Annotated in this window: 21 protein-coding genes; 16 read left to right on the forward strand and 5 right to left on the reverse strand. The window is 43.0% G+C overall.

The features are described 5' to 3' along the window. Positions 1–17: 17 nt before the first annotated feature. The gene (locus SIC45_RS03265) at positions 18–4,013 is read right to left on the reverse strand and encodes a transglycosylase domain-containing protein (RefSeq protein WP_319631059.1); all 3,996 of its coding nucleotides are present in this window, start codon (positions 4,011–4,013) and stop codon (positions 18–20) included. A gap of 423 nt (positions 4,014–4,436) precedes the next feature. On the opposite strand from SIC45_RS03265, the gene tyrS reads away from it, so the two are divergent. Then, entirely contained in the window at positions 4,437–5,714 is a 1,278-nt protein-coding gene (gene tyrS / locus SIC45_RS03270; protein WP_319631060.1) for a tyrosine--tRNA ligase, read from the forward strand. 70 nt (positions 5,715–5,784) lie between these two features. Here tyrS and SIC45_RS03275 read toward each other — a convergent pair whose 3' ends face one another. The 4 genes from SIC45_RS03275 to hisJ all read right to left on the reverse strand — a co-directional run bounded on the left by SIC45_RS03275 (position 5,785) and on the right by hisJ (position 9,419). Further along, on the reverse strand, positions 5,785–7,002 hold the full coding sequence (locus SIC45_RS03275; RefSeq protein WP_319630690.1) for an ISL3 family transposase: 1,218 nt from the start codon (positions 7,000–7,002) through the stop codon (positions 5,785–5,787). Between the two features lie 143 nt (positions 7,003–7,145). Next, positions 7,146–7,748, reverse strand: a complete 603-nt coding sequence (rpsD, locus tag SIC45_RS03280; protein ID WP_022793076.1) for a 30S ribosomal protein S4 — start codon at positions 7,746–7,748, stop codon at positions 7,146–7,148. A gap of 329 nt (positions 7,749–8,077) precedes the next feature. After that, positions 8,078–8,584 (reverse strand): GAF domain-containing protein, encoded by a 507-nt coding sequence (locus SIC45_RS03285; protein WP_319631061.1) that lies wholly within the window; start codon positions 8,582–8,584, stop codon positions 8,078–8,080. 13 nt (positions 8,585–8,597) lie between these two features. After that, positions 8,598–9,419 carry a histidinol-phosphatase HisJ gene (hisJ, locus tag SIC45_RS03290; RefSeq protein ID WP_319631062.1) on the reverse strand — a complete coding sequence of 274 codons (822 nt, stop codon included), beginning with the start codon at positions 9,417–9,419 and terminating at the stop codon, positions 8,598–8,600. A gap of 273 nt (positions 9,420–9,692) precedes the next feature. Here hisJ and SIC45_RS03295 point away from each other — a divergent pair, with 273 nt between their 5' ends. The 15 genes from SIC45_RS03295 to SIC45_RS03365 all read left to right on the forward strand — a co-directional run bounded on the left by SIC45_RS03295 (position 9,693) and on the right by SIC45_RS03365 (position 26,477). Next, the gene (locus tag SIC45_RS03295) at positions 9,693–11,399 is read left to right on the forward strand and encodes a septation ring formation regulator EzrA (RefSeq protein ID WP_298784470.1); all 1,707 of its coding nucleotides are present in this window, start codon (positions 9,693–9,695) and stop codon (positions 11,397–11,399) included. A gap of 77 nt (positions 11,400–11,476) precedes the next feature. Beyond that, positions 11,477–12,622 carry a cysteine desulfurase family protein gene (locus SIC45_RS03300; RefSeq protein ID WP_319631063.1) on the forward strand — a complete coding sequence of 382 codons (1,146 nt, stop codon included), beginning with the start codon at positions 11,477–11,479 and terminating at the stop codon, positions 12,620–12,622. After that, positions 12,619–13,824, forward strand: a complete 1,206-nt coding sequence (thiI, locus tag SIC45_RS03305; RefSeq protein WP_298783426.1) for a tRNA uracil 4-sulfurtransferase ThiI — start codon at positions 12,619–12,621, stop codon at positions 13,822–13,824. The genes SIC45_RS03300 and thiI overlap by 4 nt, the downstream gene beginning before the upstream one ends. Before the next feature lie 98 nt (positions 13,825–13,922). Then, the gene (locus SIC45_RS03310) at positions 13,923–15,554 is read left to right on the forward strand and encodes an amidohydrolase (RefSeq protein WP_319631064.1); all 1,632 of its coding nucleotides are present in this window, start codon (positions 13,923–13,925) and stop codon (positions 15,552–15,554) included. Then, entirely contained in the window at positions 15,551–16,546 is a 996-nt protein-coding gene (gene sppA / locus SIC45_RS03315; protein ID WP_319631065.1) for a signal peptide peptidase SppA, read from the forward strand. The genes SIC45_RS03310 and sppA overlap by 4 nt, the downstream gene beginning before the upstream one ends. 11 nt (positions 16,547–16,557) lie before the next feature. Further along, entirely contained in the window at positions 16,558–17,112 is a 555-nt protein-coding gene (locus SIC45_RS03320; RefSeq protein ID WP_319631066.1) for an RDD family protein, read from the forward strand. Between the two features lie 32 nt (positions 17,113–17,144). Continuing rightward, a complete protein-coding gene (tpx, locus tag SIC45_RS03325) occupies positions 17,145–17,648 on the forward strand; it encodes a thiol peroxidase (protein ID WP_319631067.1) in 504 nt (167 codons plus the stop codon). Positions 17,649–17,946: 298 nt separating this feature from the next. After that, positions 17,947–18,099 (forward strand): hypothetical protein, encoded by a 153-nt coding sequence (locus SIC45_RS03330; RefSeq protein ID WP_319631068.1) that lies wholly within the window; start codon positions 17,947–17,949, stop codon positions 18,097–18,099. Between the two features lie 118 nt (positions 18,100–18,217). Then, complete coding sequence (locus SIC45_RS03335) at positions 18,218–18,997, forward strand: hypothetical protein (RefSeq protein ID WP_319631069.1); 780 nt, start codon at positions 18,218–18,220, stop codon at positions 18,995–18,997. 24 nt (positions 18,998–19,021) lie between these two features. After that, a complete protein-coding gene (locus SIC45_RS03340; protein WP_319631070.1) occupies positions 19,022–19,732 on the forward strand; it encodes a hypothetical protein in 711 nt (236 codons plus the stop codon). A 42-nt stretch (positions 19,733–19,774) separates the two neighbouring features. Next, entirely contained in the window at positions 19,775–20,212 is a 438-nt protein-coding gene (locus tag SIC45_RS03345) for a hypothetical protein (RefSeq protein WP_319631071.1), read from the forward strand. A 268-nt stretch (positions 20,213–20,480) separates the two neighbouring features. Continuing rightward, the gene (locus SIC45_RS03350) at positions 20,481–22,220 is read left to right on the forward strand and encodes an ATP-dependent nuclease (protein ID WP_319631072.1); all 1,740 of its coding nucleotides are present in this window, start codon (positions 20,481–20,483) and stop codon (positions 22,218–22,220) included. Beyond that, complete coding sequence (locus tag SIC45_RS03355) at positions 22,211–24,031, forward strand: ATP-dependent helicase (RefSeq protein WP_319631073.1); 1,821 nt, start codon at positions 22,211–22,213, stop codon at positions 24,029–24,031. Before SIC45_RS03350 ends, SIC45_RS03355 begins: the two co-directional genes overlap by 10 nt. Before the next feature lie 224 nt (positions 24,032–24,255). Then, entirely contained in the window at positions 24,256–25,254 is a 999-nt protein-coding gene (locus tag SIC45_RS03360) for a class I SAM-dependent methyltransferase (protein ID WP_319631074.1), read from the forward strand. A 29-nt stretch (positions 25,255–25,283) separates the two neighbouring features. Continuing rightward, complete coding sequence (locus tag SIC45_RS03365; protein WP_319631075.1) at positions 25,284–26,477, forward strand: acetate kinase; 1,194 nt, start codon at positions 25,284–25,286, stop codon at positions 26,475–26,477. Positions 26,478–26,554: the final 77 nt, after the last annotated feature.

Genomic DNA, 26,554 nt, shown 5'->3' on the forward strand with positions numbered 1-26,554 from the left:
CATAATGTTGTTATTCCTTACTCTTCTTGTTCGGAAGAGCTTCCTTCATCTAGTTCATTTTCAGCATCACTTGAAGCCTCTGGCGTGGAATTCTCGCCAGTGGCTTCTTCATTTGTGGACGAGCCGTCAGAATCTTCGGGGGCCTCCGTGGCGTTATCGTCAGCAGGGGCAGAAGAGGAGTCCTCAGTGGATTCCTCCTCGTCAGTGGATGCGCCGGAATCCCCGGTGTCCTCAGTGCCGCTGTCCCCGGAAGGAGCAGAAGAGGAATCCTCAGTGGATTCCTCCTCATCAGTGGATGCGCCGGAGTCCCCGGTGTCCTCAGTGCCGCTGTCCCCGGAAGGAGCAGAAGAGGAATCCTCAGCGGATTCCTCTTCGTCAGTGGATGCGCCGGAGTCCCCGGTGTCCTCAGTGCCGCTGTCCCCGGAAGGAGCAGAAGAGGAGTCCTCAGCGGATTCCTCCTCATCAGTGGATGCGCCGGAGTCCCCGGTGTCCTCAGTGCCGCTGTCCCCGGAAGGAGCAGAAGAGGAGTCCTCAGTGGATTCCTCTTCGTCAGTGGATGCGCCGGGATCCTCGGAGTCCTCAGTGCCGCTGTCCCCGGAAGGAGCAGAAGAGGAGTCCTCAGCGGATTCCTCTTCGTCAGTGGATGCGCCGGAATCCCCGGAGTCCTCAGTGCCGCTGTCCCCGGAAGGAGCAGAAGAGGAGTCCTCAGCGGATTCCTCTTCGTCAGTGGATGCGCCGGAATCCCCGGAGTCCTCAGTGCCACTGTCCCCGGAAGGAGCAGAAGAGGAGTCCTCAGCGGATTCCTCTTCGTCAGTGGATGCGCCGGAATCCCCGGAGTCCTCAGTGCCACTGTCCCCGGAAGGAGTAGAAGAGGAGTCCTCAGTGGATTGCTCCTCGTCAGTGGATGCGCCGGAGTCCTCGGTGTCCTCAGTGCCACTGTCCCCGGAAGGAGTAGAAGAGTCTTCATTGCTGCTGTCTTCAGTGGATTCTTCTTCGTTTGTTGAACCTCCGTCATTTTCTGCTTCATCCGTAGTATTCGATTCATCTGTGTTTTCATCGGAGCTGTCATTGTTTTCATCGCCTGATGACTCCGAGGAGTTATCTTCAGGTTCTTCCGCACTGTCGTCGGAAGAATCTGAAGTAGAGGAATTATCCCCGCCTTCGGTTTCGTTGTTTTCATCCGTACTGTTTTCTTCATTATCATTACTGGAGTCGTCACTGCTGCCCGAGTCCCCAGAATTTTGATTTTCATTATCGTTGTTTGAAGACTCATTACTGTCTGTATTTTCTTCGGCATCATCGTTGTTCGAATTACTATTGTTGTTTCCTGAGTCTCCGCTGCCGGAGTCTTCGTTGTTTCCAGAATTGTTATCGCCGGAATCGCTATTCTCATCCGAACTGCCGATGTCAACTCCGCTGGAATCATTGGATGCCCTGCCGTGAGTATCTACAGCACGGACAGTATACTCACCGTTTCCATCAGTATCAAATTCTGTGGTCTCCCGATCGATGACATTGTCGACTTCGTCGCCGTCATTAAAGATACGATAGCCGATCACATCGTTATCATCGGAGGCTGACCAGGTGAGAGTGCCATCATCATTGGATACTCCGGTGACCCGGGAAGGATCTCTGTTATTTTCAGGAGCATCTTCATCTGGAACAAGATTGTCCCAATCGTCCGGCAGATATTCCTGAATTTCTTCTTCATCGCCGTCCAATAGGTATTCGTCATTTAAAGAAATACCATCCTGCATAAATTCAGAAGGAGTATCATTGTATCCAGGATAACGGTCTCCGTCGATAGTTACATACTCAATTTCTTCGATACTGTCATCCTCTTCAGTAGGAGCGAATTTCTCATTGAGAATATCTTCATTTACCAGATCCGCTTCTTCGCATAAATCAGTAGGCTGTTTACCAGAGAGTCCACATATTTCTTCTGTAGAAATCCCCTCCGGCTCAGAGAAGGTGTCCCCAGCCCCGATTAAATTATCTTCAGTGTTAGAAGCGGCATTCATGATATCTGCCCAGATCTGCTGAGTTCTCTGCGAATAAGAGAGGCCCTGTGCATCTTCAATGCCAATCTGTTCATTATACCCAAGCCATAGACCGAAGGTTACGTTGGGATTATAGCCAACGAACCAGGAGTCGATCTGGTTATTTGTTGTACCTGTCTTTCCGGCCCAGTCGCCGTCAATATTCAGGCGATCGGGAAGAGAACTTGCAGTACCGTCTGATCCTAATACATCACGAAGAATATCTGTAATGAGAAAACTCGTTTGTTCAGAAAAAGGGTTGGTGGATTCCTCTTCATGCTCGAACACCGTTTCGTCTGTACTGTCGGTAATAGAAGCTACCATGTAAGGTTCATGATGTTCTCCTCCGGCAGGAAAAGTTGTAAACGCACTTGTGTTTTGTTCTACACTTACGCCCCGGCTGAGTCCGCCGATAGCAGTGGAAGTAGAAATGCCGTTTTCGACTACATTGCCCATACCCAGATCAGTAAGAGCTTCTTCTCTTGTGGATTCGTCAAGCATATCAAATACCCGCACTGCCGGTATGTTACGTGATTCGGCTAAAGCACTTCTGGCATCGATAAAGCCTTCATACTCTCCGTCAAAGTTGTTGAGCTCGTCATCTTCTCCTCCGTATTCGGTAGGAATATCAAGCAGCGTCTGTCCGGGATGCAGAAGGCCTTCTTCAATCGCCGGACCGTAATCAAGCAGTGGTTTCATGGTTGAGCCATTCTGCCTGCGCGTCTGGGTGGCATAGTTTAACGAACTTGTTTCAAAATCGCGGCCGCCGACGAAGCTTAAAATAGCACCGCTGTTGTTTTCAATCATCATGCCGCCAACCTGCTCTGCTTCGCCTTCTTTTTCCGGTCCGAAGTAGTCGTTGCCATCTACTGCTTCCTGCATAGCGTCATAGGTGTCTTTATGAACCGTCAGTTCAATATCATACCCGCCTTCAGCAACTTCGCGGCTTGCTTCCTGATTATATTGCTGAATAGTTTCCTGCCGTTCTTCGTCTGATAAATTTTCCAGCTGCACATCGTCCTCGGCGAGCATTTCCTCACGCATAATCCGTGTAGCCCGGCGCTGAGTTTCATTAATCAGGTAAGGATACTCCTGAGCTACTTCTTCTTTCGGTTCAGCAAGATTGCTTCGGATATCATAATTCATTGCTTCATCGTATTCTTCCTGAGAAATGGAGCCGACCTCGAGCATATTACGTAAAACTTCATTTTTACGGTTCAAACCTGCAGAAAGGTCCTCTTTCACATCACCATTACTCTCAAATGGAGTGTACGTATAAGGATTTTGAGGAAGTCCGGCAATATAGGCGGACTGGGCCACATTTAGTTCTGAAGCATCAATGCCGAAGATACCCTGGGCTGCTGCCTGGGCTCCTGCGATATTTTCTCCGTTGGCATTCCGGCCAAACGGGACAATGTTCATATAGGCTTGAAACAGTTCATCTTTAGTAAAATAAGTCTCCATTCTCAACGCCAAAGCAACTTCTTTGGCTTTTCTCTCGAAGGATACTTCTCTGGTCAGCAGCTGGTTTTTAACAATCTGCTGGGTTAATGTCGAACCGCCCGTTTGAGTAGAGGAGTTCGTTAACTCCTGGTATGTAGCACGCATTAATGATTGAGGATTGATCCCGCTGTGCTCATAAAAAGCCCTGTCCTCTGTGGACAAAAAGGCATCCTGAAGATTGGGGGAAACATTATCGAGTTCTACACGCTGCCTTTCCAATTCTGAAGGAAGCTCCCCTAATTCTTCTCCGCTGGCAAAATGGACGGTGCTGTTTTCGGCGTAGCTATATATTGATTCCTGCATTTCTTCTTCCGTGTAAGCTTCCTGTCCCTTAACCAAGGAGGCGAAAAAGCCTGCACCGATTGACCCGATAAATATAACAGCTAAAATAAAAACGATAAAAAGGGTGAGAAATGAAAGACCAACAATGCGCGGGGTGTTTCTTGAGCTCGTTTGGTCGTGGCGCCCCATAATTATTACGATCTCCCTTCTGTAGGTGGCTTTGTCTATGAATTCATACATTGACAGTGTTGAAAGTATTGTGCTAAAAATAAAAAGAGCGCAAACTTGAAAACAAACTATAACATACAGCTATGAAGGATGAAAGTAACTATAGGACCTACAGTCACAGAGAGTCGGCGTCTGCTGAAAGTCGAACTGCAGCCTTTGGCGAATTACACATCCAGAGCTTCTTTCAGACCTTTGATTAAAAAGTCCTGAAACGGTGTAATGCATCGTTATCAACATGAAGCCGGGAAGCTCATGCTTCCAACAAGGGTGGTACCGCGGTCATCATCGTCCCTTTTCGTTTTTCGAAGCGAAGAGGGACTTTTTTATGTACCTGTATCTATATATCCAAGTTTAGAGTGTTTTTAAACCAGAAAGGGGAAAGTTATGGGCATTTGGGAGGAATTAGAGGAAAGAGGACTTGTGAATCAGGTGACAGAAAGAGAGGGACTTAAGGATCATTTAAATAACGGTCAGCTCCGTTTTTACTGTGGATTTGACCCTACAGGAGACAGCCTCCATATTGGTCACCTGCTGACTATTATTTTAATGCGCCGGATGCAGCTGCACGGCCATCAGCCAATTGCTCTTGTAGGCGGGGGTACTGGAATGATTGGGGACCCGAGTGGGAGAAACGCGGAACGCTCTCTGAACGAACCAGACATTGTGGAAGGTTTTTCACAAAAAATTCGTACTCAGCTCGAAAAATACCTGGATTTTGACGGGGCGTATGGTGCAGAAATTGTAAACAACCATGACTGGCTTGGAAGCATGACCCTCATCAGCTTCCTGAGAGACTTTGGAAAGCATTTCAGCGTCAATTATATGCTCGCCAAAGAATCAGTGGAATCCCGGATTCAGGAAGGCATTTCTTTTACTGAATTCAGCTATCAGATAATGCAGTCAATCGATTTTTACTACCTGTACAAAAATCATCAGTGTACGCTTCAAATCGGTGGCAGCGACCAATGGGGCAATATTACCGCTGGTTTAGAGCTGATTCGCCGTCTGGAATATGAAGATGAGGAAAAATCTCCTGCTTACGGCATGACAATCCCATTAGTGACTAAAGCCGACGGCACGAAATTTGGAAAAACAGCCGGGTACGCAATATGGCTCGATCCTGAAAAAACATCTCCATACGAAATGTACCAATTTCTGCTTAATACAGACGATCGTGATGTATTAAAGTTCATACGCTACTTTACGTTTATTGATCAGGAAGAAATGAAAGAGCTTGAAGAAAAGATGCAGGCAGAGCCTGAAAAAAGGGAACCTCACCGGAGGCTCGCCCAGGAAATCACCTCATTTGTTCACGGCCGGGCAGCGCTGAATCAAGCTGAAAACATTACGAAGGCTCTGTTTGGCGGAGGCGAGCTCACAGCACTGACAGCAGATGAAATAGCGCAGGGCTTTAAGGATGTACCATCGTACACGATGGAAACAGAGGAACAAAACCTGGTGGAGCTCTTGGTTCAAGCGGGCATAGCAGGTTCAAAACGACAGGCCAGGGAAGATGTGCAGAATGGGGCCGTATATATTAATGGAGAGAGAGAACAGAGTACAGACAAAACGGTAGGGAAAAATGATTTAATTGACGATCAATTTATCATTATGCGCAGAGGTAAAAAGAAATATTTTCTGATTCTAAAAAACAATGGGTAAAAGCCGGCCGAAAAAAGCTGGGGAAATATAAAAAATGGTTCTATGTCTAATGTTGGGGTGACCCCCTCCATTATCCGGCGAGCGACCATTTATATTGATGATGCAATAACACTTTGGCCCGCAGGCGGTCGTACCGCTGGAACCCGAAGGCGTTCCGTTTGATCACCTTGGTCTGGTTGTTCAGTCCTTCCACGGTGCCATTGTGATAATCGAACGTAAAACTGTTCAGGATTTCGGTCTGCCAGCGCCGGACGGTGGCGGCAGCCTGGGCCATGTCCGGGCACCCGCTCGCTTCCACCTGCCGGTAGAAGGCGTACAGATCATCCCGGATCGCGCCGGCCTGGCCGGTTGTCATCCGGCGCTTGCTCCGCTCAAACCAGGCCCGAAAGGCTTCTTTGAGTTCATATGCCGTCCGGAGCTCTTCCGACTCGGCCAGGTAATAGTCCCGGATCTTCACCTGTTGGGCGGTGAGGTCTTCGGCTTTTTTGGTAAACACGTGCTTCAGCCGTTTGCACCGCTTGCGGTGGTAGGACGACAGGGTGTGCTGCACGCGGCGCCGGACCCGTTCGAGAGCCCAGTACACGTGCCGGTGCACGTGAAACCGGTCCGCCACGATGATCGGACGGTTCAGGGCCCGCCGGGCCGCCTGGTGAAAGGGCGCACTCATATCCATCACGACCACCTCCACCTGGCCGCCTTTCTGCTGCAGGTACTGCTTCAGTGTCTCTTTCTTCCGGTCCGGCAAAATGTCGACCGGACGTCCGGTAGCCCCGTCCGCCACCAACAGCTGATACTTGCCGGCGCTCGTGTCGCCTTTGTACTCGTCGACAGCAATCACCCGTGGCAGCTGCTCCACGTGCGGGAGCGTCCGGGAAGCCAACTCGTCAAACCGGCGCAGCGCCGTCGTGACTGACGTGGAAAACTGGCGGGCTGTATCGGTGAAATTCTTGCCGGTGACCAGCCGGAGGCCGAGGGCCTGATTCCATTCCCGGCTGTGCCGCTGATACCGATCGACCAGTGGATTAGCTTCAGCAAATCGCTTCCCGCAGGGGCAGGCGTACCGCCGCCGACGATAATGAAGCACGGTTGGCCGTTCAAACCAGGCCGTATGCTGCACCCGCTGCCACCGGTAATCGTGGACCCGCCGGGTCCACGTGCCACAGGCTGGGCACCGGGACCGTTTCCGGGGCACCGCCACCTGAAGGTGCACCATTCCTTCCCGTTCGTCGGTGTGGAGGACCCTTACCCCTTGGAGGCCGGGGATCGTTATGTTACTATACATATGCACGCAACTCCTATCCTGCTTGGTTTTCGTCGACGCAAGTATAACGGATATCGGAGTCTGCGTGTTTTTTTGTGTCTGTACCCCAACAAATATTATAGAGCCTAAAAAATCCCGTGCAGATATTGATCTGCACGGGATTTTTACTATTAACGGGAGTAGTACTCAACGATCAGTGCTTCGGAAATTTCCGCAGGAAGCTCAGAGCGTTCAGGGTAACGACTGTAGGTGCCCTGAAGGTTGTCAGCATCAAATGTGAGATATTCCGGAACGAAAGAATTAGCTTCAAGTGCGTCCTGGATAGCGCTCATGTTGCGGGACTTTTCACGAACACTGATGGTTTTTCCTGGCTCTACGCGGTAAGACGGGATATCTACACGATTTCCGTCTACAGTGATGTGGCCATGGTTAACCAGCTGGCGTGCGCCGCGGCGTGTGCGGGAAAGGCCGAGACGATAAACAAGGTTATCGAGACGGGATTCAAGCAGAATCAGGAAGTTTTCGCCGTGTACACCAGGCAGTTTGCCAGCGATGTTAAATGTGCGCAGGAATTGGCGCTCATTTAAGTTGTACATGAAACGAAGCTTCTGTTTTTCCTGCAGTTGAACACCGTATTCGGATAATTTTCTGCGCTGCGTTGGACCATGCTCTCCCGGCGGATAAGGACGTTTTTCGAGTTCTTTTCCTGTACCACTGAGAGAGATGCCGAAGCGGCGGGACTTTTTCCAGGTTGGACCTGTATAGCGTGCCATAATGGCATCCTCCTCTATTAAAACAAATTTTGGTATAAAAACACTGTTGGCGAATCTCCCGTCATGCTCATTTTGCCCTCGTATGTCTTCGCCCCGACAGCTAGGGGTTACGCAACACACCTTGCTGACCGCAAGGAGCAAAATGGAAAGCACATGCAAGGCTTGCCCAGGCTGTCTTTTACACAACCGTCATTATAACTTCTGGCTGATGGCAAGTCAATATGTTTTAACCTGAAAGAAGTGAACGTAAGTAAAAAAACTCTGTAGCGAATAAAAAAGCCGGGAAGCTTAAATTAAGCTTTCCCGACGGGGAGGTGAACTCTGGAAGGCTAACTTTTAATTGAAAACAGCCCGTGTTCAATTTCGTCAGCAAACTGACGCAGAAAAGACTCTTCCTGCTCCGAAAAACGGTTCAGTACAGGACTGTCAATGTCGAGCACGCCGTATACTTCCCCTTCAGGAGTGAACAACGGCACAACTATTTCTGACTGGCTGGCGGCGTCACATGCGATATGACCCGGAAAGGCGTGCACATCTTCCACGCGGACTGTCTGTTTTTTCTGGTGAGCGGTGCCGCAGACTCCTTTGCCCGGAGTGATGCGATTGCAGGCAGGCAGTCCCTGGAATGGTCCGAGAACGAGTTCATTTTCTGTTTCCTTCCAAATATAGAAGCCGACCCAGTTTACATTGGATAAAAATTGATTGAGCAGGGCGGAAGCGTTAGCTAAATTGGCGGTTTGATCATTCTCATCTGAAAATAATGCTTTCGCCTGCTGACATAGTGTTTGGTAGCTTTTCTCTAAAGATGAATCATAAGAAACCGGTTGAAAAGACATGAATATCCCTCTTTCATTGTCGTAGTTGCTTTCCTGTAAGAGCTGAAATGTCATTACTGCCTGCCAGCAGTCCCGAAGAAGCGTGGGCATCGGAACCGTATACAAGTGGTATACCCATCTGTACTGCCGATTGTATTACCGATGGATGCGGGTACGGCTCAAGGCATTTTTCTTTTGTTGTCCCGGCACCGTTTGCATCAAGCTCTAGCCCTCTGGATTGAACCTCCATCAAAATAGCTTGAATAGCATTTTGATCAAGAAAATCGTATTCATAATTTCTGTGAAACTTCCGAATAAGCGTCATATGCCCGATCCTTTTTGGGGCGTATGTTCCAAGTGGCGCCCGAGTAGAGCGGAGAACGGTGCGATAGTACAATTCCGATGCTTTTTGCGGGCTCCCACTCAGACGGACAAAGCGGTCAAAGTGCTCCGGGGAAAAATCAATACATATATATTCACTGTTTATTTTAATGAAGTGGGAGGAAAGAATGCAATCTTCAAGCTCAGGACCATATGTGTTCATAAATTGCTCTGTATTTTTCTCAAAGCCTTCAATAAAATCCACTTCAAGGCCTTTTATAATCGAAATATCATTATTGTATTCTGACTGAAGGTCATTTAACTCGCGAAGATACCGGTCGAGCTGTGCAAGCGGCATGGCACTGTCTTTATCCGGGACTGGGTCCGTAAAACCTTCAGGCAGAGGAGCGTGCTCGGTAAAAGTGATCGTTTTTATTCCGTTTTTAATGCAGGATTCAATGTAGTTATGAAACGAATCACTGCTTCCGTGCGGGCAGAAGGGAGAGTGAATATGGCCGTCACGATTAATTGTCATAGGTATAAACACCTCTTTTAATGGGAAATATTATGTAAATATAGCTGGGTTAATTAAGGAAATAGGGAAAATGGATTTTCTAGAAATTTTCTTTATCGTCATATAACAATCACTGCGTTTACATGTTATCATAAGTTAAAGCAAACATAGTTGAAAAAATATTTTGAGTACGTTCGTGCACATAAAGTATCAGATAAGTATAAGTAACCCATAACGTGTAAATTATTGAAAAAACAAAGATGCACAGCGGGGAAAACTGGAGTGAAAAATTTGGTGACAACAATTGTAATTATAGTTCTGGTTATCATTATCGCCGCGTTTGTCATATACGGAGCATGGGGACGCAGACGCATTTACCGGGAGGTAGACCGCCTGGAGGATGCGAGGGCGAATTTGGCGGACCAGCCTGTGGCCGAAGAAATTGCGCGGGTCAAGGGCATGACAATGTCGGGAGAAACAGAAGAAAAGTTTGAATCATGGCGCAAGGACTGGGATGAAATTGTGGGAAAGCATCTGCCGGATATTGAAAAGGCTCTTTATGATGCGGAAGAAAAAGCAGACAAGTACAAGTTCAGTCAGGCTTCAGAAATCACTGCTGCTGTAGACACGCAGCTCACCAGTATTGAAGAGGAAATCAATAATATCTTTCTGGAAATAGAAGAGCTCGTACATAATGAATCTGATAACCGCCGCGGTATTGAAGAGTCGGAACAGAAATATGAAGAAATAAAACGTTTTGTTTCCCAGAACTGGCACACGCTTGGCAGGACAGCCCCGCTGTTTGATCAGCATATGCGAGATCTCCAGGTTTCTTTTGAAGCTTTTTACGAAGCGGTGGAGCAGGGGAACCAATTTGAAGCTAAACAGCTCAGGCAGAAACTCGATGAAGATTTAGAACGTGAAGAAGCATCGCTTTATGCTGTCCCTGATATGCTTGCAAAGGTACGCCGGCGCCTGCCGGAAGAATGGAAAGCCCTGCGCGCCGGGCTGTATGAAATGGAAGAGCAGGGTTACCCTATGGACGCTTTTGCATTTGAACAACGACTGAATGAAAACGAAGCAGAAGCTGAGCAACTGCAGACGCGGATTGAGAGCCTGGATCTTGACGGGGTTGCGGAACGTCTTGCCGAGATGGATGCCTACAATGAAGAAGTGTACCGCATTCTTGAAGAAGAAGTGGAAGCCCGTGCCGAGGTCGAACGTCTGCTGCCGGAGGCGAATAAAGGCAGAGAGCAATTATCTACGCGGATGCAGACACTGTTAGTGGAAAAAGAATTTATCGAAGCCAACTACCGGATTCCATCGGAAACAGAGCATCTGATTGCCTCATCGAAACGACAGGTTGATGGAATTAGAAAGAGCGTATTACAATTGCAGGAGCAAAAAGAAAACAAAGAACACTCATTTACTCATATTGAGATGGAACTAAAGCAAATTCTTGAAAAGCAGGAAGAAGTTGAATCGGGCATTCTGGAGGCAGAGAATCAGCTCGGCGTACTCCGAAAAGATGAAACACAGGCAATGGAAACGCTCGAGGAGCTGAAGCGCCAGAACCGCATCGAAGAAATGAGAATGCAGCGCACAAGACTGCCTAAGCTTCCGCCAATACTTTTAAATGAAAAAGAATCAGCAGATGATAAAATTGCCCATGCTGCTGCGGCTCTTTCTGAGACTCCGCTTGAAATGTCGCAGGTTCGTGAAACGGTAGCTCAGGCAGAAGAAAGTGTCCGCACTGTCTCTACAATGCTTCGACGTATGGAAGAGCAGGCGTTGATGACTGAGCGTATCATCCAGCGTGGAAATTTATACCGCAGCAAGGAAGCTGAGCTTGACCAGAGTCTGCAGGAAGCAGAAAGTGCTTTCCGCAAAGGTCAGTATGAGCACGCGCTGCAGGTTGCTTCAGCGGCTGTTCGGAAAATGGATGACCGATTTGTAACAGAAGTGCTGCAGGAATCTGACATGCAGCTGACAGAAGCATAATCGACAAGCAAATAGTTGAGAAGCCTGAACTCAGGCTTCTTTTTTATGATATTAGCGAATGCTGGGAGGAATTTGAAATGTATTTTGATAACAGCGCCACCACCCAGCCATACCAGGAAGTGCTGAGTGCTTACCGGAAAGCGTCCGAAAGCTATTTTGCCAATCCTTCTTCTTTTCACCATAAGGGCGGCGAAGCTGAACGCCTGCTTGAATCTGCGAGAAGCCAGATCGCCCGGGAATTAAACGTGAAACCGGAGCACTGCTTTTTTACAAGCGGTGGTACAGAAGGAAACAATATGGTATTAAAAGGAGCCGCAGAGGCGCGGAAAAATTTTGGCCATCATATTATAACGACGGCTGTTGAACACCCTTCAGTGATGGAAACCTGTGTCCATTTAGAGCAAAAAGGGTATCGAATAACATACCTTCCGGTTGGCAGTGACGGCCGTATAAATACAAAAGATTTGCATAAAGCGTTAGAGCGGGATACTATCCTTGTTACAATTGGTCACACAAACAGTGAACTCGGTGCAGTACAGCCGATCGAGGCTATTGGAGAAATACTTTCTTCTTACCCTGATATTTATTTTCATACGGATTACGTGCAGGGGGCTGCCAAAATTCCATTAAATATTGAGAAAGCTGGTCTCGATTTTGTTACGGTCTCAGCACATAAATTTCATGGATTAAAGGGGACAGGAGTGTTATATAAGCACCCAAGAACAATGCTTGAGCCATTAGTCCACGGAGGCGGTCAGGAAAGCGGTGTACGTTCGGGGACGGAAAATACAGCAGGGGCTGCAGCTATGGCCAAAGCACTCCGCCTGGCAAAAGAGCGCTATGCTGCAAACAGCAGCAGAATTGAAGAAATTAAAAAACAGACAGCTGTGCGCCTGCAGGAAAGCGGCGGAGTGATCAACTCTCCTTTTTCCGGAGGGTCTCCCTTCATATTGAATGTCTCCTTCCCAGGTATAAAACCAGAAGTGCTTGTTGAAGCGCTCGCGGAAAGAGGAGCTTCCATTTCCACCAAAACAGCATGTGCTTCGAAAAACTCGGAGCCATCGGCCGTCATTCTGGCTGCTACGGGAGAGCGGAAGCTTGCGGAAAGCGCCGTACGGATAAGTTTCTCTTCGGATACCAGAAAAGAGGAAGCCGTTCATTTATGCAGCATGTGTGAAGAAGTGCTGCCGCAGTTAAAAAAGGTTATGGAGGAACAGCAATGAGAGAAGAATATTTATTAATTCGCTTCGGCGAACTTGCTTTAAAAGGAAAGAACCGAAAAGAATTTGAGCGGCAGTTAAGAGAAAATATTGATCATGCAGTGAAAGATTTCCCCCACTGTGAAGTGCGGCGGACCTACGGACGAATTGCGATCAATCTGCTGGGGGAACCTGCTGAAGAGGTTATTGAGGCAGTGAAGCCGGTGTTTGGAATATCTTCCATCAGCTATGCGAGAAAAGCAGACTTATCAGAAGAAGAGATACAGCAGACGGCCTATCAAATGTTTTCGGAATATAAGGATAGAAAAGCAACGTTTAAGGTGGAAGCAAGAAGGTCCAATAAAGACTTTCCTGTTCATTCCACGAAGCTTGCTCCAAGCGTTGGCAGTTATATTCTCCACCATACCGAAGGCGTCACAGTAGACGTGAAAAATCCGGAAGTGACCGTGGAAATTGATGTCCGAGAGCAGGGGGCCTATGTAAGCTGCGGACGTATTAACGGAGCAGGGGGTCTGCCGACAGGCACAGGCGGCAAAGTAGTCAGTATGCTTTCCGGGGGCATAGACAGTCCGGCTGCTGCATATTTAGCCATGAAGCGTGGAGTAACGATCGAGGCAGTACACTTTCACAGTCCGCCGTACACAAACGAACGGGCAAAGCAAAAAGTGGAGGATATCGCCCGGGTCCTCAGCCGGTTTGGAGGGAGTATCAATCTTCACGTGGTGCCATTTACCCGGATTCAGGAAGCTATCCGAAGCCAGGTGCCGGACGACCATACGATGACGATTACAAGAAGAGCGATGCTTGAGATCGTAACAAAAATAGCGGAGAAGGAAGACGCCAAGGCAGTAGTGAACGGTGAAAGCCTCGGGCAGGTGGCTTCCCAGACGCTTGAAAGTATGAATGTCATCAATGAAGTAACGAGTGTACCGGTGCTTCGGCCGCTGATTGCTATGGACAAAGAAGAAATTATCAGCATTGCTAAGCGTATAGGCACCTATGATATTTCTGTGCGTCCGTATGAAGACTGCTGTACCGTGTTTCAGCCGGACAGTCCCGCGACCAAACCGAAAATTGGTTTAGTTTACAAATATGAAAAACGCTTGAATAAAGAGGAACTGTTTGAAGAAGCGGTAGCTGAAACGAAGGTGATTTCTATATCTGGCGCAAAGAGTGAAAAGGAAGAGTTTGAAGACCTTCTCTGAAAAGCTTTTTTCATTCATGAATATGGTATAAAATGGAATTTAAAAAGAGTTGAAACAAAACGGGAAGTTGCCCGTAAAAAGGAGAGGCGGTTAATGCTGTGAAAACACTTTGGTATAACGGAAACATTTATACGATGAAAAAAGAAGGGGAACAGGTGGAGGCAGTCCTGACCGCGTACGGGACAATCGTAAAAGCAGGCATGCTCAGAGAAATAGAAAAAGAATTGCAAAATGCTGCTGTCCGCCGGATAAATTTAAACGGTAACGCAATGTATCCGGGTTTTACAGACAGTCATTTACATATGATCGGGCTGGGGGAAACGATGATCCAGCTGGATCTGTCAGAGTGCACCTCGGCAGAAGAAATGGCTGCGCTGATTAAGGAGAAAACAAAAGAAATTCCTGCCGGAGAATGGGTCATAGGGGAAGGATGGAATGAGAACAATTTCCCTGACCGGAAAATTTTCCACCGGGAGGAGCTTGATGATTTAGTGCCCGCTCATCCATTGCTTTTGACCCGGATATGCCGCCACGCGGCACTGGTTAACACACGCGCCCTTGATGCTGCAGGTATTGATAAAGATACTCCGGATCCGGAGGGAGGCATCATTGTTAAATCAAGACACGGAGAGCCAACAGGTTATTTGCTCGACCAGGCCGCCGATTTAGTGAAAAATGAAATCCCAGAGGTGTCTGAGGAATATTTACATGAAGCACTTGGAAAAGCTGTGCGCTACATGCATCAGTGTGGACTGACCGGTGGGCATACAGAAGATCTTAATTACTACGGCGGGTTTAAGCGGACATTGGACACGTTCAGGGATATTTTGGCGGCCACTTCATTTCGGGCCCACCTTCTTGTGCATCATGAAGTGTTTCCGGATTTTATACAGCACGGCCATACCTATGGGCTTCTTGAGGAAGGCCTGGAGCTTGGCGCCATGAAAATATTTGCGGATGGAGCGCTCGGCGGACGTACCGCCCTTCTCAGCCGTCCCTACAATGATGCTCCTGAAACCGCAGGCGTTGCTATTCATTCGAGAGAAGAGCTAAAACAGCTCGTGGCAGAAGCGAGGAAAGAAAAAATGCCAGTGGCTGTTCACGCTATAGGTGATTTAGCTCTGGAATATGTAATAGATGCTTTAGAAGCCTGGCCGGTGCCGGAAGGAGTGCGGGACCGGATTATTCACGTCCAAATCGCCAGGGAAGATTTGGTGGAACGGCTGAAGGCTCTGCCGGTGGCACTCGATCTGCAGCCGCGGTTTGTGCTTTCGGACTTTCCGTGGGTCGAAGAACGTCTTGGCAAAGAACGCCTTCGTTATTCCTTCGCCTGGAAAACACTCCTTGATCAGGAGATAATCTGCGCGGGAAGCTCAGACGCTCCGATCGAATCTGTAGACCCGAGAACCGGAATTTACGCGGCTGTCGCGCGGAAAAACCCGGGAGAGCCGCACAACGGTTATATGCCGGAAGAAAAGCTGACTCCCTTTGAAGCCGTGGAGCTGTATACCGGCGGCAGTGCCAGGGCGATCAGCCGGGAGCACGATCTTGGCAGGATCGCTCCTGGTTACAAGGCAGACTTTACGATACTCCGGAAGGATCTTTTCCGAATTGAGCCGGAAGAGATTTTAACAGCCGAAGTGGAAGCGACTGTTGTAGGGGATACGGTCGTGTTTCTGCCGGAGGAGAGCAGAATCGATATTAATAATGAAACGGAGGAACAATCATGAATGCAAAAAGGTGGTTTGCTTTATTAGCGGCAGCGGTGCTTCTCATCGTTTCCCTTGGCGCCCAGACAGCTTTTTCCCTGTGGAATACAGTCTCGAACCAGGCGCAAAATCAGCAGAATCAGGAAGATATAGTAAAAGAGGGCTCTTCAGACAGCCGAATTGCTATGCTTGATGTCGAGGGGACCATTCAATCCTCGGGCGGATCCGGAGCTTTTTCCGGTGAAGGCTACAACCATGATGAATTTCTGAATAATCTGGAGGAAGCCGGATCAAGTGCAGATGTGGATGGTATTATTATTAATGTAAACAGCCCGGGCGGCGGTGTCGTTGAAAGCGATGAAATCCACGACGCTGTAGTCGAGGTACAGGAGGAAGAAAATAAGCCTGTGTATGTTTCAATGGGGAATACGGCTGCCTCCGGGGGCTACTATCTCGCAGCCCCGGCGGATAAAATTGTAGCTCATTCAGCGACTATTACCGGTTCGATAGGTGTAATTATGTCCTCCCTGAACTACTCCGAGCTGGCTGAAAACCTTGGTATTGAAGGTGTGAATATAACGAGCGGAGAGTTTAAAGATATGGGGTCACCCACAGAGGAAGTAACTGAGGAAGACCGGGAAATTATGCAGGGCATCGTCGACGACATGTATGAAGATTTTCTGCAGGTCGTCATTGACGGAAGAGGATTTAGTGAAGAAAAGGCACGGGATTTGGCTGATGGCCGTATTTATACGGGTGAGCAGGCGGAAGAAAATGGATTGATCGATGAGCTTGGGACTTCAGAGGACACTATCGCAATGATGGAGGAAGATCTTGAACTCGGAGACGCTACTGTAGAACGCTACACTTCGGATGGATTCAGCTGGCAGTCGCTGCTGCAAAATTCCGTTCAGGGAATGTTCATTTCTGATGAGAAGCTGCTTGGACTCCAGGAGCTGTTGAAATCAGTCGGAAGCGACAGTCCGCGGCCAATGTATTTGTATGAAGGATAGGAGGGATGAAGATGACTACAGACGGCCGCTATCCGGAGGATGCACAGGGAACTGAACGAACAGCGCCGGAAGAAAGCAATAAGAATGCCGATTCTCTGTCCGGGGCAGCAGATAAGCAGAGGTCCGCCGCAAAAAATGAAACGAAGGAAGAGCTGTTTGCAGGATTTTGGATGCGCTTTTGGGCATACCTTACTGATTTGATTATACTTTTTTCCTTGAATGGGCTCCTTTTATCTCCATTCTATTTTACGGGAGAAGGAGAAATCTGGGGATTCATCACATTGTATGCTGTATTTAACGCAGTGATCACCTACGGATATTTTGTGCTGATGACAAAACTTTATGGGCAGACGCTCGGTAAAATGATTTTCGGCTTGAGGGTTGTCCGGGTGAACCGGGAAAAACTAAAATGGTCTGATATCATTTTTAGGGAAATCGTTCTCCGGTTTGCCTACCGCAGCCTAGTTATTACCAATCTGGCTTATATTGTAGTAGCCTTCACACCACAAAAGGCTGGTATTCATGATATGATTGCCGATACGAGGGTCATTCATACAAGAAAATGATGCCCGTGAACAAAAAGTGAAGGAGGAGTAAAATGACAGCAGTAACGTTTAAAGAAAAACCGGTGACACTTGTGGGAGACAAAGTAGAAGTCGGAGAATACGCTCCCGATTTCACTGTACTCGCTAACGATATGACTCCGGTATCACTAAGTGATGCCGCAGGCAAAGTAAGGTTAATCAGCGTAGTACCATCTATTGATACAGGGGTCTGCTCGCAGCAGACACGGAAGTTCAACGAAGAAGCTGCTTCGCTTGAAAATGTGGAAGTATGGACTATCAGCTGTGATCTTCCTTATGCCCAGCGGCGTTGGTGTGCAGCAGAAGGAATCGAAAACGTCCGTGTACTGTCCGACCATAAAGACCTGGACTTTGGCGAACAGTTTGGCCTTGTAATGGATGAAATGAGACTGCTTGCCCGTTCGGTGATCGTAGTGGATAGCGAAGGCAAGGTTTCCTATAAGGAAGTTGTTTCAGAAGGAACGAATCATCCTGATTATTCATCGGTGTTTCAACACCTTCGGAGTATACGCAAGTAATTATAAACCTTGTAAATAAAAGGTTTATAACAAAGCAATGTTGTATGCTAGAGCTAACCCTAACAGTCGATTAATATGCGAAATAGGCATCTTGTTAATGATCAACAAGATGCCTATTTTTTCTTACCTAATAATAAGGTAATGCAAAATTCTAATAAAAAACGTTAAAAGTGTTAAAATTAAGCATAAACATGTAATTAATTAGCTAGTTGTGTTTCCTCTCTAATATTGATTTAACAAAAGGAGTGAATATTATAAAGAATATAGAGGAAGAGTCATAATTATAAATGGAGCTAAGATGATAGCTATTAGCAATTTGGAAAAAACTGAATCTTTACAAGCGGGAGATGAAGTAATAATACGTGCTAAACCAAAAGATAAATTTCAATCACTCATAGATGAAGCTTTTAAAGAATACGATGAGACATTTAGGAATTTAGTTGATAGATAATTAAATTAACCCATATTTTGAGCAAATTATTATATGGAATATTCTGTGATTTTAATAAGTTGCTTTTTTAAAACGTTAAGCATATTTTATTATTTATTTCTAAAAGGAATGGTAGGCAATGTGGGAGTTTCTAAATAATATAGTAAACGCTTCTCTGCTCGTAGGAATTCTTGCATACGTTGGAAAACAAGCTTTTGAACATTCATTGAATGAAGAATTACAAAAATCTGAACAAAAACATACTCAACGTTTAACAGAACAACAAATAGAAGCAAGAGAACTAGAGCAAAAGCGTGAGCATAATTTCAATAAGAAATTAGCTAAAGACAAATATGAATTTGAAACTCAACAAAAAATTGATGCATATGTTAAAACTGAACTTCTTCCGGAAATTTCTTCACTCGCAATCGATGCGGAAGGTTTTATAGATAATGACATAATGGGGGAGGAAGATGAGGAAACCTTTCGACAAAAAAAGGTACAGAAGCATTATGAATTTCATAATAAACTTGTATATTCGAGGGTTTATTTAGAACATGAAAAGTATGAAAGAGTTCTTAATCTTGCGTTTAAATTGGCTTTTATGTTGAGTAAATATATCCGTAATAGAAATAGAATGCTTTTCTTGTCGCCTAATGAATTAAAAAATATAACTGAAGAACAATTAAGTAATGACATTGAAAAATCTAAAAATGAAAATTTTAAAAAACTAGATGAATTGATTCAAGAAATTACTAGCGCAATGTACTATAACGATGACGAAGAAAATGAAAGTGAAGAAGAGAAAGGTGAAACAAACGAAAATACTAAATTTGAACAAGAAGAATTGAAATATAAAAACGATGAAATTGTCGCTCCAACAGTTAAAATTTTAAGAAAAAGAAGAGAAAACCAATGAAAATAATGAGGTGCTAGCTTATTGATGGATAATGAAAAATTGTCATTTTATAAGGTGACAGAGATAATAGACGAAGAAACGTTAGAACTTATAGAAGATACGAAAGAAGTGTTCGAAAAACATATTCCTTATTATAAATATATAATTTTAATTTCAAATTTTTTAGGAAGAAAAAGAATGGAAAAGACTTTATTGGGAGCGGGAGATTTTCTCAGTAATGGAAAGGGTTATACTGAAAAGGAAAAAACAAAATTAAAAAATCATTTAGAAAAAAGAGAATTGTTAAGAGAAGTTACTTCACTTTTTTTAGATAAAGCTCAACAAGTTTATTCTGAAAAAGTAGCTCGTATTTTGGGAGTTTACCTTGGAATGGTGGTAGCAGAGAATTTGGAAAGTGAACATCAAACTGCAATATTTCTACAAGCATTATCTTCATTAAATGACTATGACATAGAATATTTTATAAAGGCTTACGATTTTATGATGCATCCTGAAACGAAAAGAGCTGTTTCTGCAGCAGAAATTATCTTTAGAAAAATTGAAGACCCTGACTATCCTTTTCCAAATAAAGATATTTCATCTATTCATAGTTGTGAAGCTTCTTTAAATAAATTGCATTCAGTACAATTATTAAAAACAGAAATTTTAATGAGAGATGATGTGGTATCTTTCAAAACAAATGCATACTCTAAGAGCTTTTATAAGCTATTAAAAAAATACGAGGAGTTGACGTGAATTAATTTTTTCTAATTGTTACATCTGTCAGCTTTTAGAAAGGTGATTAAGCAAATCAATAAATATAGAAAAAATTTACCAACTAAAAAGATAAAATCTGTAGCTGTATATTTACGGAAAAGCTGTCAAGACAGTACACATGACTTTAAACAACATTATCTTGTTTTAATCGAAGAAATAGAAACTAACTTTGAAGAAGGACGTGCTAATTTAATAGAAACTAAGCCTCTTCTTTTAGAAGTTGAAAAAAGAAAATTAGATAAAGAAAAAGAAATTTTAAAATTAGAAAATGAACTTAAGTTAATACGAAAAGAAAATCTTTTTAGTAAAATTCAAACATGCGAAAATTATTTTCATTTGATAGATAAAGAAACAGAGAATAAAAAAATCAATAAAATTTATAAAACTTTTATTAAAGAGATTGTTTTCACAAAAAATAAAAACGAAATTGATATAAAAATTAATTTCTTTAACGATTAGTTAGTCCTTTTAAAGCTTCATCGTAGTCGTTAATTAACTGATTATAAATTATATCGTACTCACTTTCTTTCGAGTTATAATAGGATCTATAAACTTTCATTTTATTACCAGTAGCTGATTTTGATTTTAAACCCGAAAACATCTTTTAATTTCTTTAATGCAAATTTTCGCATAATTCGTTCCTTTCTCATTATTGTCATATTGTTTTGACAAAAAAATTCGTTGCAAAAATAAAAGTTGACCTTACCATTAAAAAGGAGCGATTTAGTTGTATATTCAAAAGTTAAAGATCGAAAATTATAGAAATTTAGATGGTTTAGAAATTAAATTTCACGAAGAAATTACATTCATAGTAGGAGAAAACAACTTAGGGAAATCTAATGTACTTTCATTAATCAATACTATTTTTAATTATCCTTCATTTAAATTTGAAGATTTTTCGAATAAAGAAAAAGAAATAAATATTTATCTGTCATTAATGTTAAATGACGAAGAAAAAGGTATGTTCGATGATTTTTTTGATCCTGAAAATAACAATAGATTGAATTTAATTGTTTCACAAGAATCTCCGGACGAAAATATTGAATTTAAGCATGAAGAATCTGAGACAAGATTATCAAATAATGTTTTGAAAAAAGTTTTACATATTAATTATAACTCTTCTGTTAGAAGTCCTACTAATGAATTGAATTTTGAAAAAGGTAGAGGTACAGGGAAATTTCTAAAATTCATAATAAAAAAATATAAAGAAGATATTAATGCTGATGAATTAGATTATGTAAATCAAGAAAAATTGAATGACCTTACGAAGTATACTAACGACATAATAAAGAAATTAAATAGCTTTAATGGTTTTGATATTAAGGCAAGTATACATAATGAAGCTGAAGATTTGTTATCAAGAATCTTGGTACTAACGGATTCAGAAGAACTTGATGTGCAGTCAAGTGGTCATGGAGTACAATATTCTTTAATCATAGGGTTGGCTATACTTGAGCGATTAAGTAGTTTAAATTCAAAAAAATTGAATGAAATGCTATATAAGAATGTTATTGATGATAACGCATTGTCTACAATATTTACGTTGGATGAGCCAGAAATACATCTGCATCCATATATGCAACGTTCATTGATTAAAAATGTATTCAATATTGTTCATAATAGGGATTCTAATTTCAAAAGCTTACTTAAAAGTCTTTTTAATATTGAAGAGCTTAATGGACAAGTAATAGTTGTTACTCATTCGCCTAATATTTTGTTAAATAATTATAATCAAATAATTAGATTTCACAGAAAGAATGATAAGCTTCAAGTTTTTAATGGTGCAGATTTGAATTTAAGTGAAAAAAATGAGAAGCATTTAATGATGAATATGCAATATATAAAAGAAATATTCTTTGCAAAATATGTGGTTATAGTAGAAGGTGACAGCGAATATGGAGCTATGGAAATTTTTGCAGATCGTTTAGGTATCGATTTAGATAGCCAAGGAATAAGTATACTCAAAGCTGACGGCGCAGAATCAATAACGCCTTTGATTGTATTACTAAAACATTTTGGTATAAACAGTGTGGGTGTGATGGATAAAGATAAGTATGGTGATGGCAAAAAGTATAGCGAATTTAAAAATTTGTTTTCCACTAAAACTAAAGATTTCGAAGAAGAGATATTCAGCATTTGCGAAGAAAAAGATAATTTAGAAATTATCTTTGATATAGTTAAAAACAATGATGATAAGGGTTTAAGGTATTCAGTCCAGAAAAGCAAATTAGTGAAAACCGCTAAGTCGTACGGTATTGATATAAGTAATATTGAAATTAAAGACTATCGATTTAATGAAATAGGTAATAACAGGGTATTACTGAAGTTAATGTTTTTCGCATGGGGTGATTCCAACAAATCAGTAGTTTTAGGAAAAGGAATTGCTGATAATTTGAACTCAGAATTAATTCCAACCGTTTACAAGGAAGCATTAGAATCAGCAAAAGGAGGGTTTTCTTGGGAATAATAGACACAAAAAATACAATTAATGAGATGCATTCCGGCGATAAAGAACAATTAGAAGCCATATATTCCGTTTCCAATCGCTTATTAATAGAGGCGCCGGCTGGGTATGGGAAAACAAGAACAATAATAAGTAAAGTTGCTTATGCACTAACAAAAAAAGAAAATGAGAATCACAAAAAATTTTTAATTCTATCTTTTAGCGTGAACTCTGCGTCTAAAATAAGAGAAGATGTGAAAGAACAAATTCCAAAATTATTAACCAAAGAAAAAAAAAAATTAATTATATCGAATTATCATGGTATATGTCGGAGTATATTGAAAAAATACGGATACTTGCTTAATAATAATTTTAATTCTATTCAAGATATGATAAGCATAGAAGAAAACCAAACAGAATTAACAGAATTAGTTGAAAATGCGAATAATGGTGTTAAATTAACAAATTATGAAAAAGAATTATTAATTAGCTTTAATGAATGTTTGAAAAAATCCTCAAACATAAATGGAAAATTTATAAAAAAGAACTATAAGGAATATATAGAAATTGTCTTAAATAAGCTAATTCCTAATTTCTACATACCTTATAATTCCTTTTTAATACTAACCATTTATCTTTTTAGGGAATATAAAGAGATAAAAAAGTTCTATAAAAATTATTTCCAAATGATTATTGTTGATGAATTTCAAGACACTAATTTTTTAAGTTTCTTTTTTTTAAGTCAACTAGTTAGTAATGACAATCAGTTGATGCTTGTAGGCGATCCCTTACAAAGAATTTATGGTTTTATAGGAGCTATGCCAAATTTAATGCAAATATGCAAAAGAAAATATGATATGAAGGAGATAACTCTTCTAAATAATTATAGATTTCAAAGCAATTCACAAATGTCTCAATTAGAAAAAATTATTAGACATAATGCAGAAGAATTTTTGCAGCCAGATGAAGTTAGAGAAACTAGCATTCCTTTATTATTAGCTAGAGATCAAAATTCAGAAGTAGATGAAATAATAAATAAAATAATAAGCTTAAAAGAGCATGAAAGTGAAACACGGCTTGTAGTATTAGCTCGGCAAAAGTTCAATAATAGAAATCTTGATATACTAATTGAAGAATTGAAAAATAGAGAAGTACCTTTCTTTTACGCATTGTATTCTGAACAAGACGATGAATACATTAATTTTCATAAAGAATGCAAAAATTTATTAACTTTTTTTCTCAGTGATAGTCCTAGTATTACTAAGAGATTTACTGATAATTTTTTATCTGAAATAAAAAAACTTTATTCGCTGAACGAAAGCAATACTATAAATTCACTTATTGTACTTTTAGGAATTTTTCTAAAAAGATTAAAGAGTGACTACAGGCATATGAATAATGAGCAAAAAATCGAATTACTAATCGAAACTTTTTCAAATTATACATTAAAAAACCATTTGGAATATGTAGAGGAGAAATTAGTTATCTCTACTATACATGCATCTAAAGGGTTAGAATGGGATTATGTTTTCCTTCCAGATATGGAGCAGTTTGTTTTTCCCTCTGCTCAAGGATTTTGTGCAGAGTGCGCCATACATTCTAAGCTAAACATTACGAGTGGTTTGAATTGTGTTCCTGATGTAGAAAGATTCAATGAAGACCATAAGAAAGTATATTTAGAAGAATTGAGTGTATTTTATGTAGCGGTTACTAGAGCAAAAAAGAAAGTGTTTTTTAGTGCTAGTCGAAAAAGAATAAATGGTGAAGGCAAAATCAAATTTGCAAAGTTGAGTTGCTTTCTAAACTTAAGCGGTATTTCCCATGAAAGTTTTTGAATAGGGTTTATAAACTTTTGATAATCTAACACACCGTAAATCCAATCCGGATTACGAAGCGGCAATAAACGCAGCCAACAACACAAACTAATGAAGAAAATGGCGCCTGCAAGGGCGTCATTTATTCTGTTTTCATTACTTCTCTTTAAAGACCACATCTGCTATACTGGCGTATTGTAAAGTGAGAGCGGAGAAGCATTTACGCTGCAGAAGGAGGGCTTGTCATGGATGAAACGACACCGGTGGAACAATTATTTGAATTGGTGGATGACCTTACAAAAACGATACAGCAGGAACTGAGTATAACGTATTTAGAAGCGATAGCCGAAGCTGGAGAGGATATCTTTCAGGGCACAGTAGTGCAGCGTATATCTGCCGAGGAAAAAGATCGTCTGGAGCAGAGTCTGGAAGAAAAGATGCCTGAAGCGATGGAGCAGGAGGATATTCGTAAAGCGTTTCAGCTCGCTTTGATTAAAGGAATGAAGCAGTCCGTACAGCAGCATCATGCTATTACACCGGACGCTGTTGCTATTTTCATGGGTTATTTAGTAGACAAGCTGATGAACGGACGTAAAGAATTTGTGGTCGCGGACCCGGCTGTAGGTACAGGCAATCTGCTGTCAGCCGTATTAAACCAGCTGTCGGAAAAAAATATTGAGGCCTACGGTTCCGAAGTTGATGAAACGTTAATTAAAATTGCCTATACGCTCGCGAACCTGCAGGAGCATGCTGTTCAGCTGTTTCATCAGGACAGTATCGAACAATTCGGTGCGCCTGCTCCGGATGTGGTCATGAGTGATCTTCCGGTCGGCTACTATCCGAAAAATCAAATAGCCGAACTGTATCAGCTGGGCGGCACAGACGGAAAATCCTACGTGCATCACCTGCTTGTGGAGGGCATGATGAACCGGTTGAAGCCGGGTGGTTTTATGGTGCTTCTTATTCCAAACAACCTGTTTGAAGATGAAAAAGCAGCGGAGCTTCAGGCTTATGTAAAAAGACATGCGCATACGCTCGGTCTTCTTCAGCTGCCGGAAACGATGTTTCAGGCCAAAGAAGCCTCAAAAAGTATATGGATGCTTCAAAAGAAAAGTCCTGATGTAAAACAGCCGGGGCAGGCACTGTTGGCAGAGCTGCCATCATTCAGCCGTCAGGAAGCTCTGCAGGATATGATGAAGCGGATCAATGACTGGTTTGTACAAGAAGGGTTTATCGATAAATAAAGAGAGTAATTATTAGGAGTGGAGAAAGAATGTCTACCATTATTGCTATTAATGCGGGGAGCTCCTCGCTGAAATTTCAACTGCTGCAGATGCCTGAAGAGACCATTATCACTAAAGGGGTCGTGGAACGGATCGGCCTGGAATCCCCTTTTATTACCGTGGAGGTGCAGGGGGGAAAGAAAACCGAATATCCTTCCCTGCAAAATCATGAGGAGGCTGTAAAAGCCCTGTTGGACTCGTTAACAAAATACAATGTTATCACCGATGTTAATGACATTGAAGGGGTGGGCCACCGGGTAGTTCACGGAGGCGAAGCATTTTCGGATTCTGTATTAATTACAGAGCAGGTACTCAGCGAGCTGGAAAACGTAAGCGAGCTTGCCCCGCTTCACAACCCGGCTAACATTGTCGGGATTAAAGCGTTTCGTGATATTCTCCCGGATGTACCATCTGTAGCTGTATTTGACACAGCGTTTCATCAGTCGATCCCGAAAGAAAAATATTTATATGGTGTTCCTTATGAATACTACGAAAAGTATGGTGTTCGTAAATATGGCTTTCACGGAACCTCCCATAAATATGTCAGTCAGCGGATGACAGAGTTAATGGATCGTCCTGAAAATGACCTGAAAATCATTTCGTGTCATATTGGCAACGGTGCCAGCATTACGGCGGTGGACCAGGGAGCTTCTGTCGATACGTCGATGGGCTTCACTCCGCTTGCCGGCGTAATGATGGGCACCCGCTCCGGCAACATTGACCCGGCCCTGATTCCATATTTAATGGAAAAAACCGGCCAGACAGCTGCGGAAGTTATTGATACACTGAATAAAAAAAGCGGGCTGCTTGGTGTAAGCGGAGCGTCCAGTGATTTCCGCGATGTTGTTCAACAGGCGGAGCAGGGCGTTGAAAGAGCTCAGACAGCGCTCGATATATATTTAACCCGGATGCATAAATATATTGGCACCTATGCAGCCAGTATGAACGGTGTCGATGCGGTTATATTCACCGCCGGTGTAGGCGAAAACAGTGCGCTGGTGCGTGAAAAAGTAATGGAGGGCCTTGAATTTATGGGCATTCAAATTGATAAAGAGAAAAACAGCCAGGCTTCGGGAGAGGCGTTTATTCAGACAGATGACTCCCGGGTGGCCGTTGCAGTGGTTCCTACCGACGAAGAAGTAATGATTGCACGGGACACAGTCCGGCTTGGCCAGATTCAATAAGTAAGGCTCAACTCCTGTTTCGGTGAAGCAGGAGTTTTTTACAAAATATATGATATTTCTGCATATATTCTCTGGAT

Source organism: Marinococcus sp. PL1-022, assembly GCF_033845285.1.
GTDB lineage: Bacteria > Bacillota > Bacilli > Bacillales > Marinococcaceae > Marinococcus.

What these genes read in the sequence shown, in the direction of transcription:
- SIC45_RS03335 (WP_319631069.1), top strand. Translation starts at nt 18,218, where the DNA reads ATGTGGGAGTTTCTAAATAATATAGTAAACGCTTCTCTGCTCGTAGGA.
- thiI (WP_298783426.1), top strand. Translation starts at nt 12,619, where the DNA reads ATGAGAGAAGAATATTTATTAATTCGCTTCGGCGAACTTGCTTTAAAA.
- SIC45_RS03360 (WP_319631074.1), top strand. Translation starts at nt 24,256, where the DNA reads ATGGATGAAACGACACCGGTGGAACAATTATTTGAATTGGTGGATGAC.
- tyrS (WP_319631060.1), top strand. Translation starts at nt 4,437, where the DNA reads ATGGGCATTTGGGAGGAATTAGAGGAAAGAGGACTTGTGAATCAGGTG.
- SIC45_RS03300 (WP_319631063.1), top strand. Translation starts at nt 11,477, where the DNA reads ATGTATTTTGATAACAGCGCCACCACCCAGCCATACCAGGAAGTGCTG.
- SIC45_RS03265 (WP_319631059.1), bottom strand. Translation starts at nt 4,013, where the DNA reads ATGGGGCGCCACGACCAAACGAGCTCAAGAAACACCCCGCGCATTGTT.
- SIC45_RS03330 (WP_319631068.1), top strand. Translation starts at nt 17,947, where the DNA reads ATGATAGCTATTAGCAATTTGGAAAAAACTGAATCTTTACAAGCGGGA.
- rpsD (WP_022793076.1), bottom strand. Translation starts at nt 7,748, where the DNA reads ATGGCACGCTATACAGGTCCAACCTGGAAAAAGTCCCGCCGCTTCGGC.
- SIC45_RS03320 (WP_319631066.1), top strand. Translation starts at nt 16,558, where the DNA reads ATGACTACAGACGGCCGCTATCCGGAGGATGCACAGGGAACTGAACGA.
- SIC45_RS03365 (WP_319631075.1), top strand. Translation starts at nt 25,284, where the DNA reads ATGTCTACCATTATTGCTATTAATGCGGGGAGCTCCTCGCTGAAATTT.
- SIC45_RS03340 (WP_319631070.1), top strand. Translation starts at nt 19,022, where the DNA reads ATGGATAATGAAAAATTGTCATTTTATAAGGTGACAGAGATAATAGAC.
- tpx (WP_319631067.1), top strand. Translation starts at nt 17,145, where the DNA reads ATGACAGCAGTAACGTTTAAAGAAAAACCGGTGACACTTGTGGGAGAC.
- SIC45_RS03285 (WP_319631061.1), bottom strand. Translation starts at nt 8,584, where the DNA reads ATGTCTTTTCAACCGGTTTCTTATGATTCATCTTTAGAGAAAAGCTAC.
- sppA (WP_319631065.1), top strand. Translation starts at nt 15,551, where the DNA reads ATGAATGCAAAAAGGTGGTTTGCTTTATTAGCGGCAGCGGTGCTTCTC.
- hisJ (WP_319631062.1), bottom strand. Translation starts at nt 9,419, where the DNA reads ATGACAATTAATCGTGACGGCCATATTCACTCTCCCTTCTGCCCGCAC.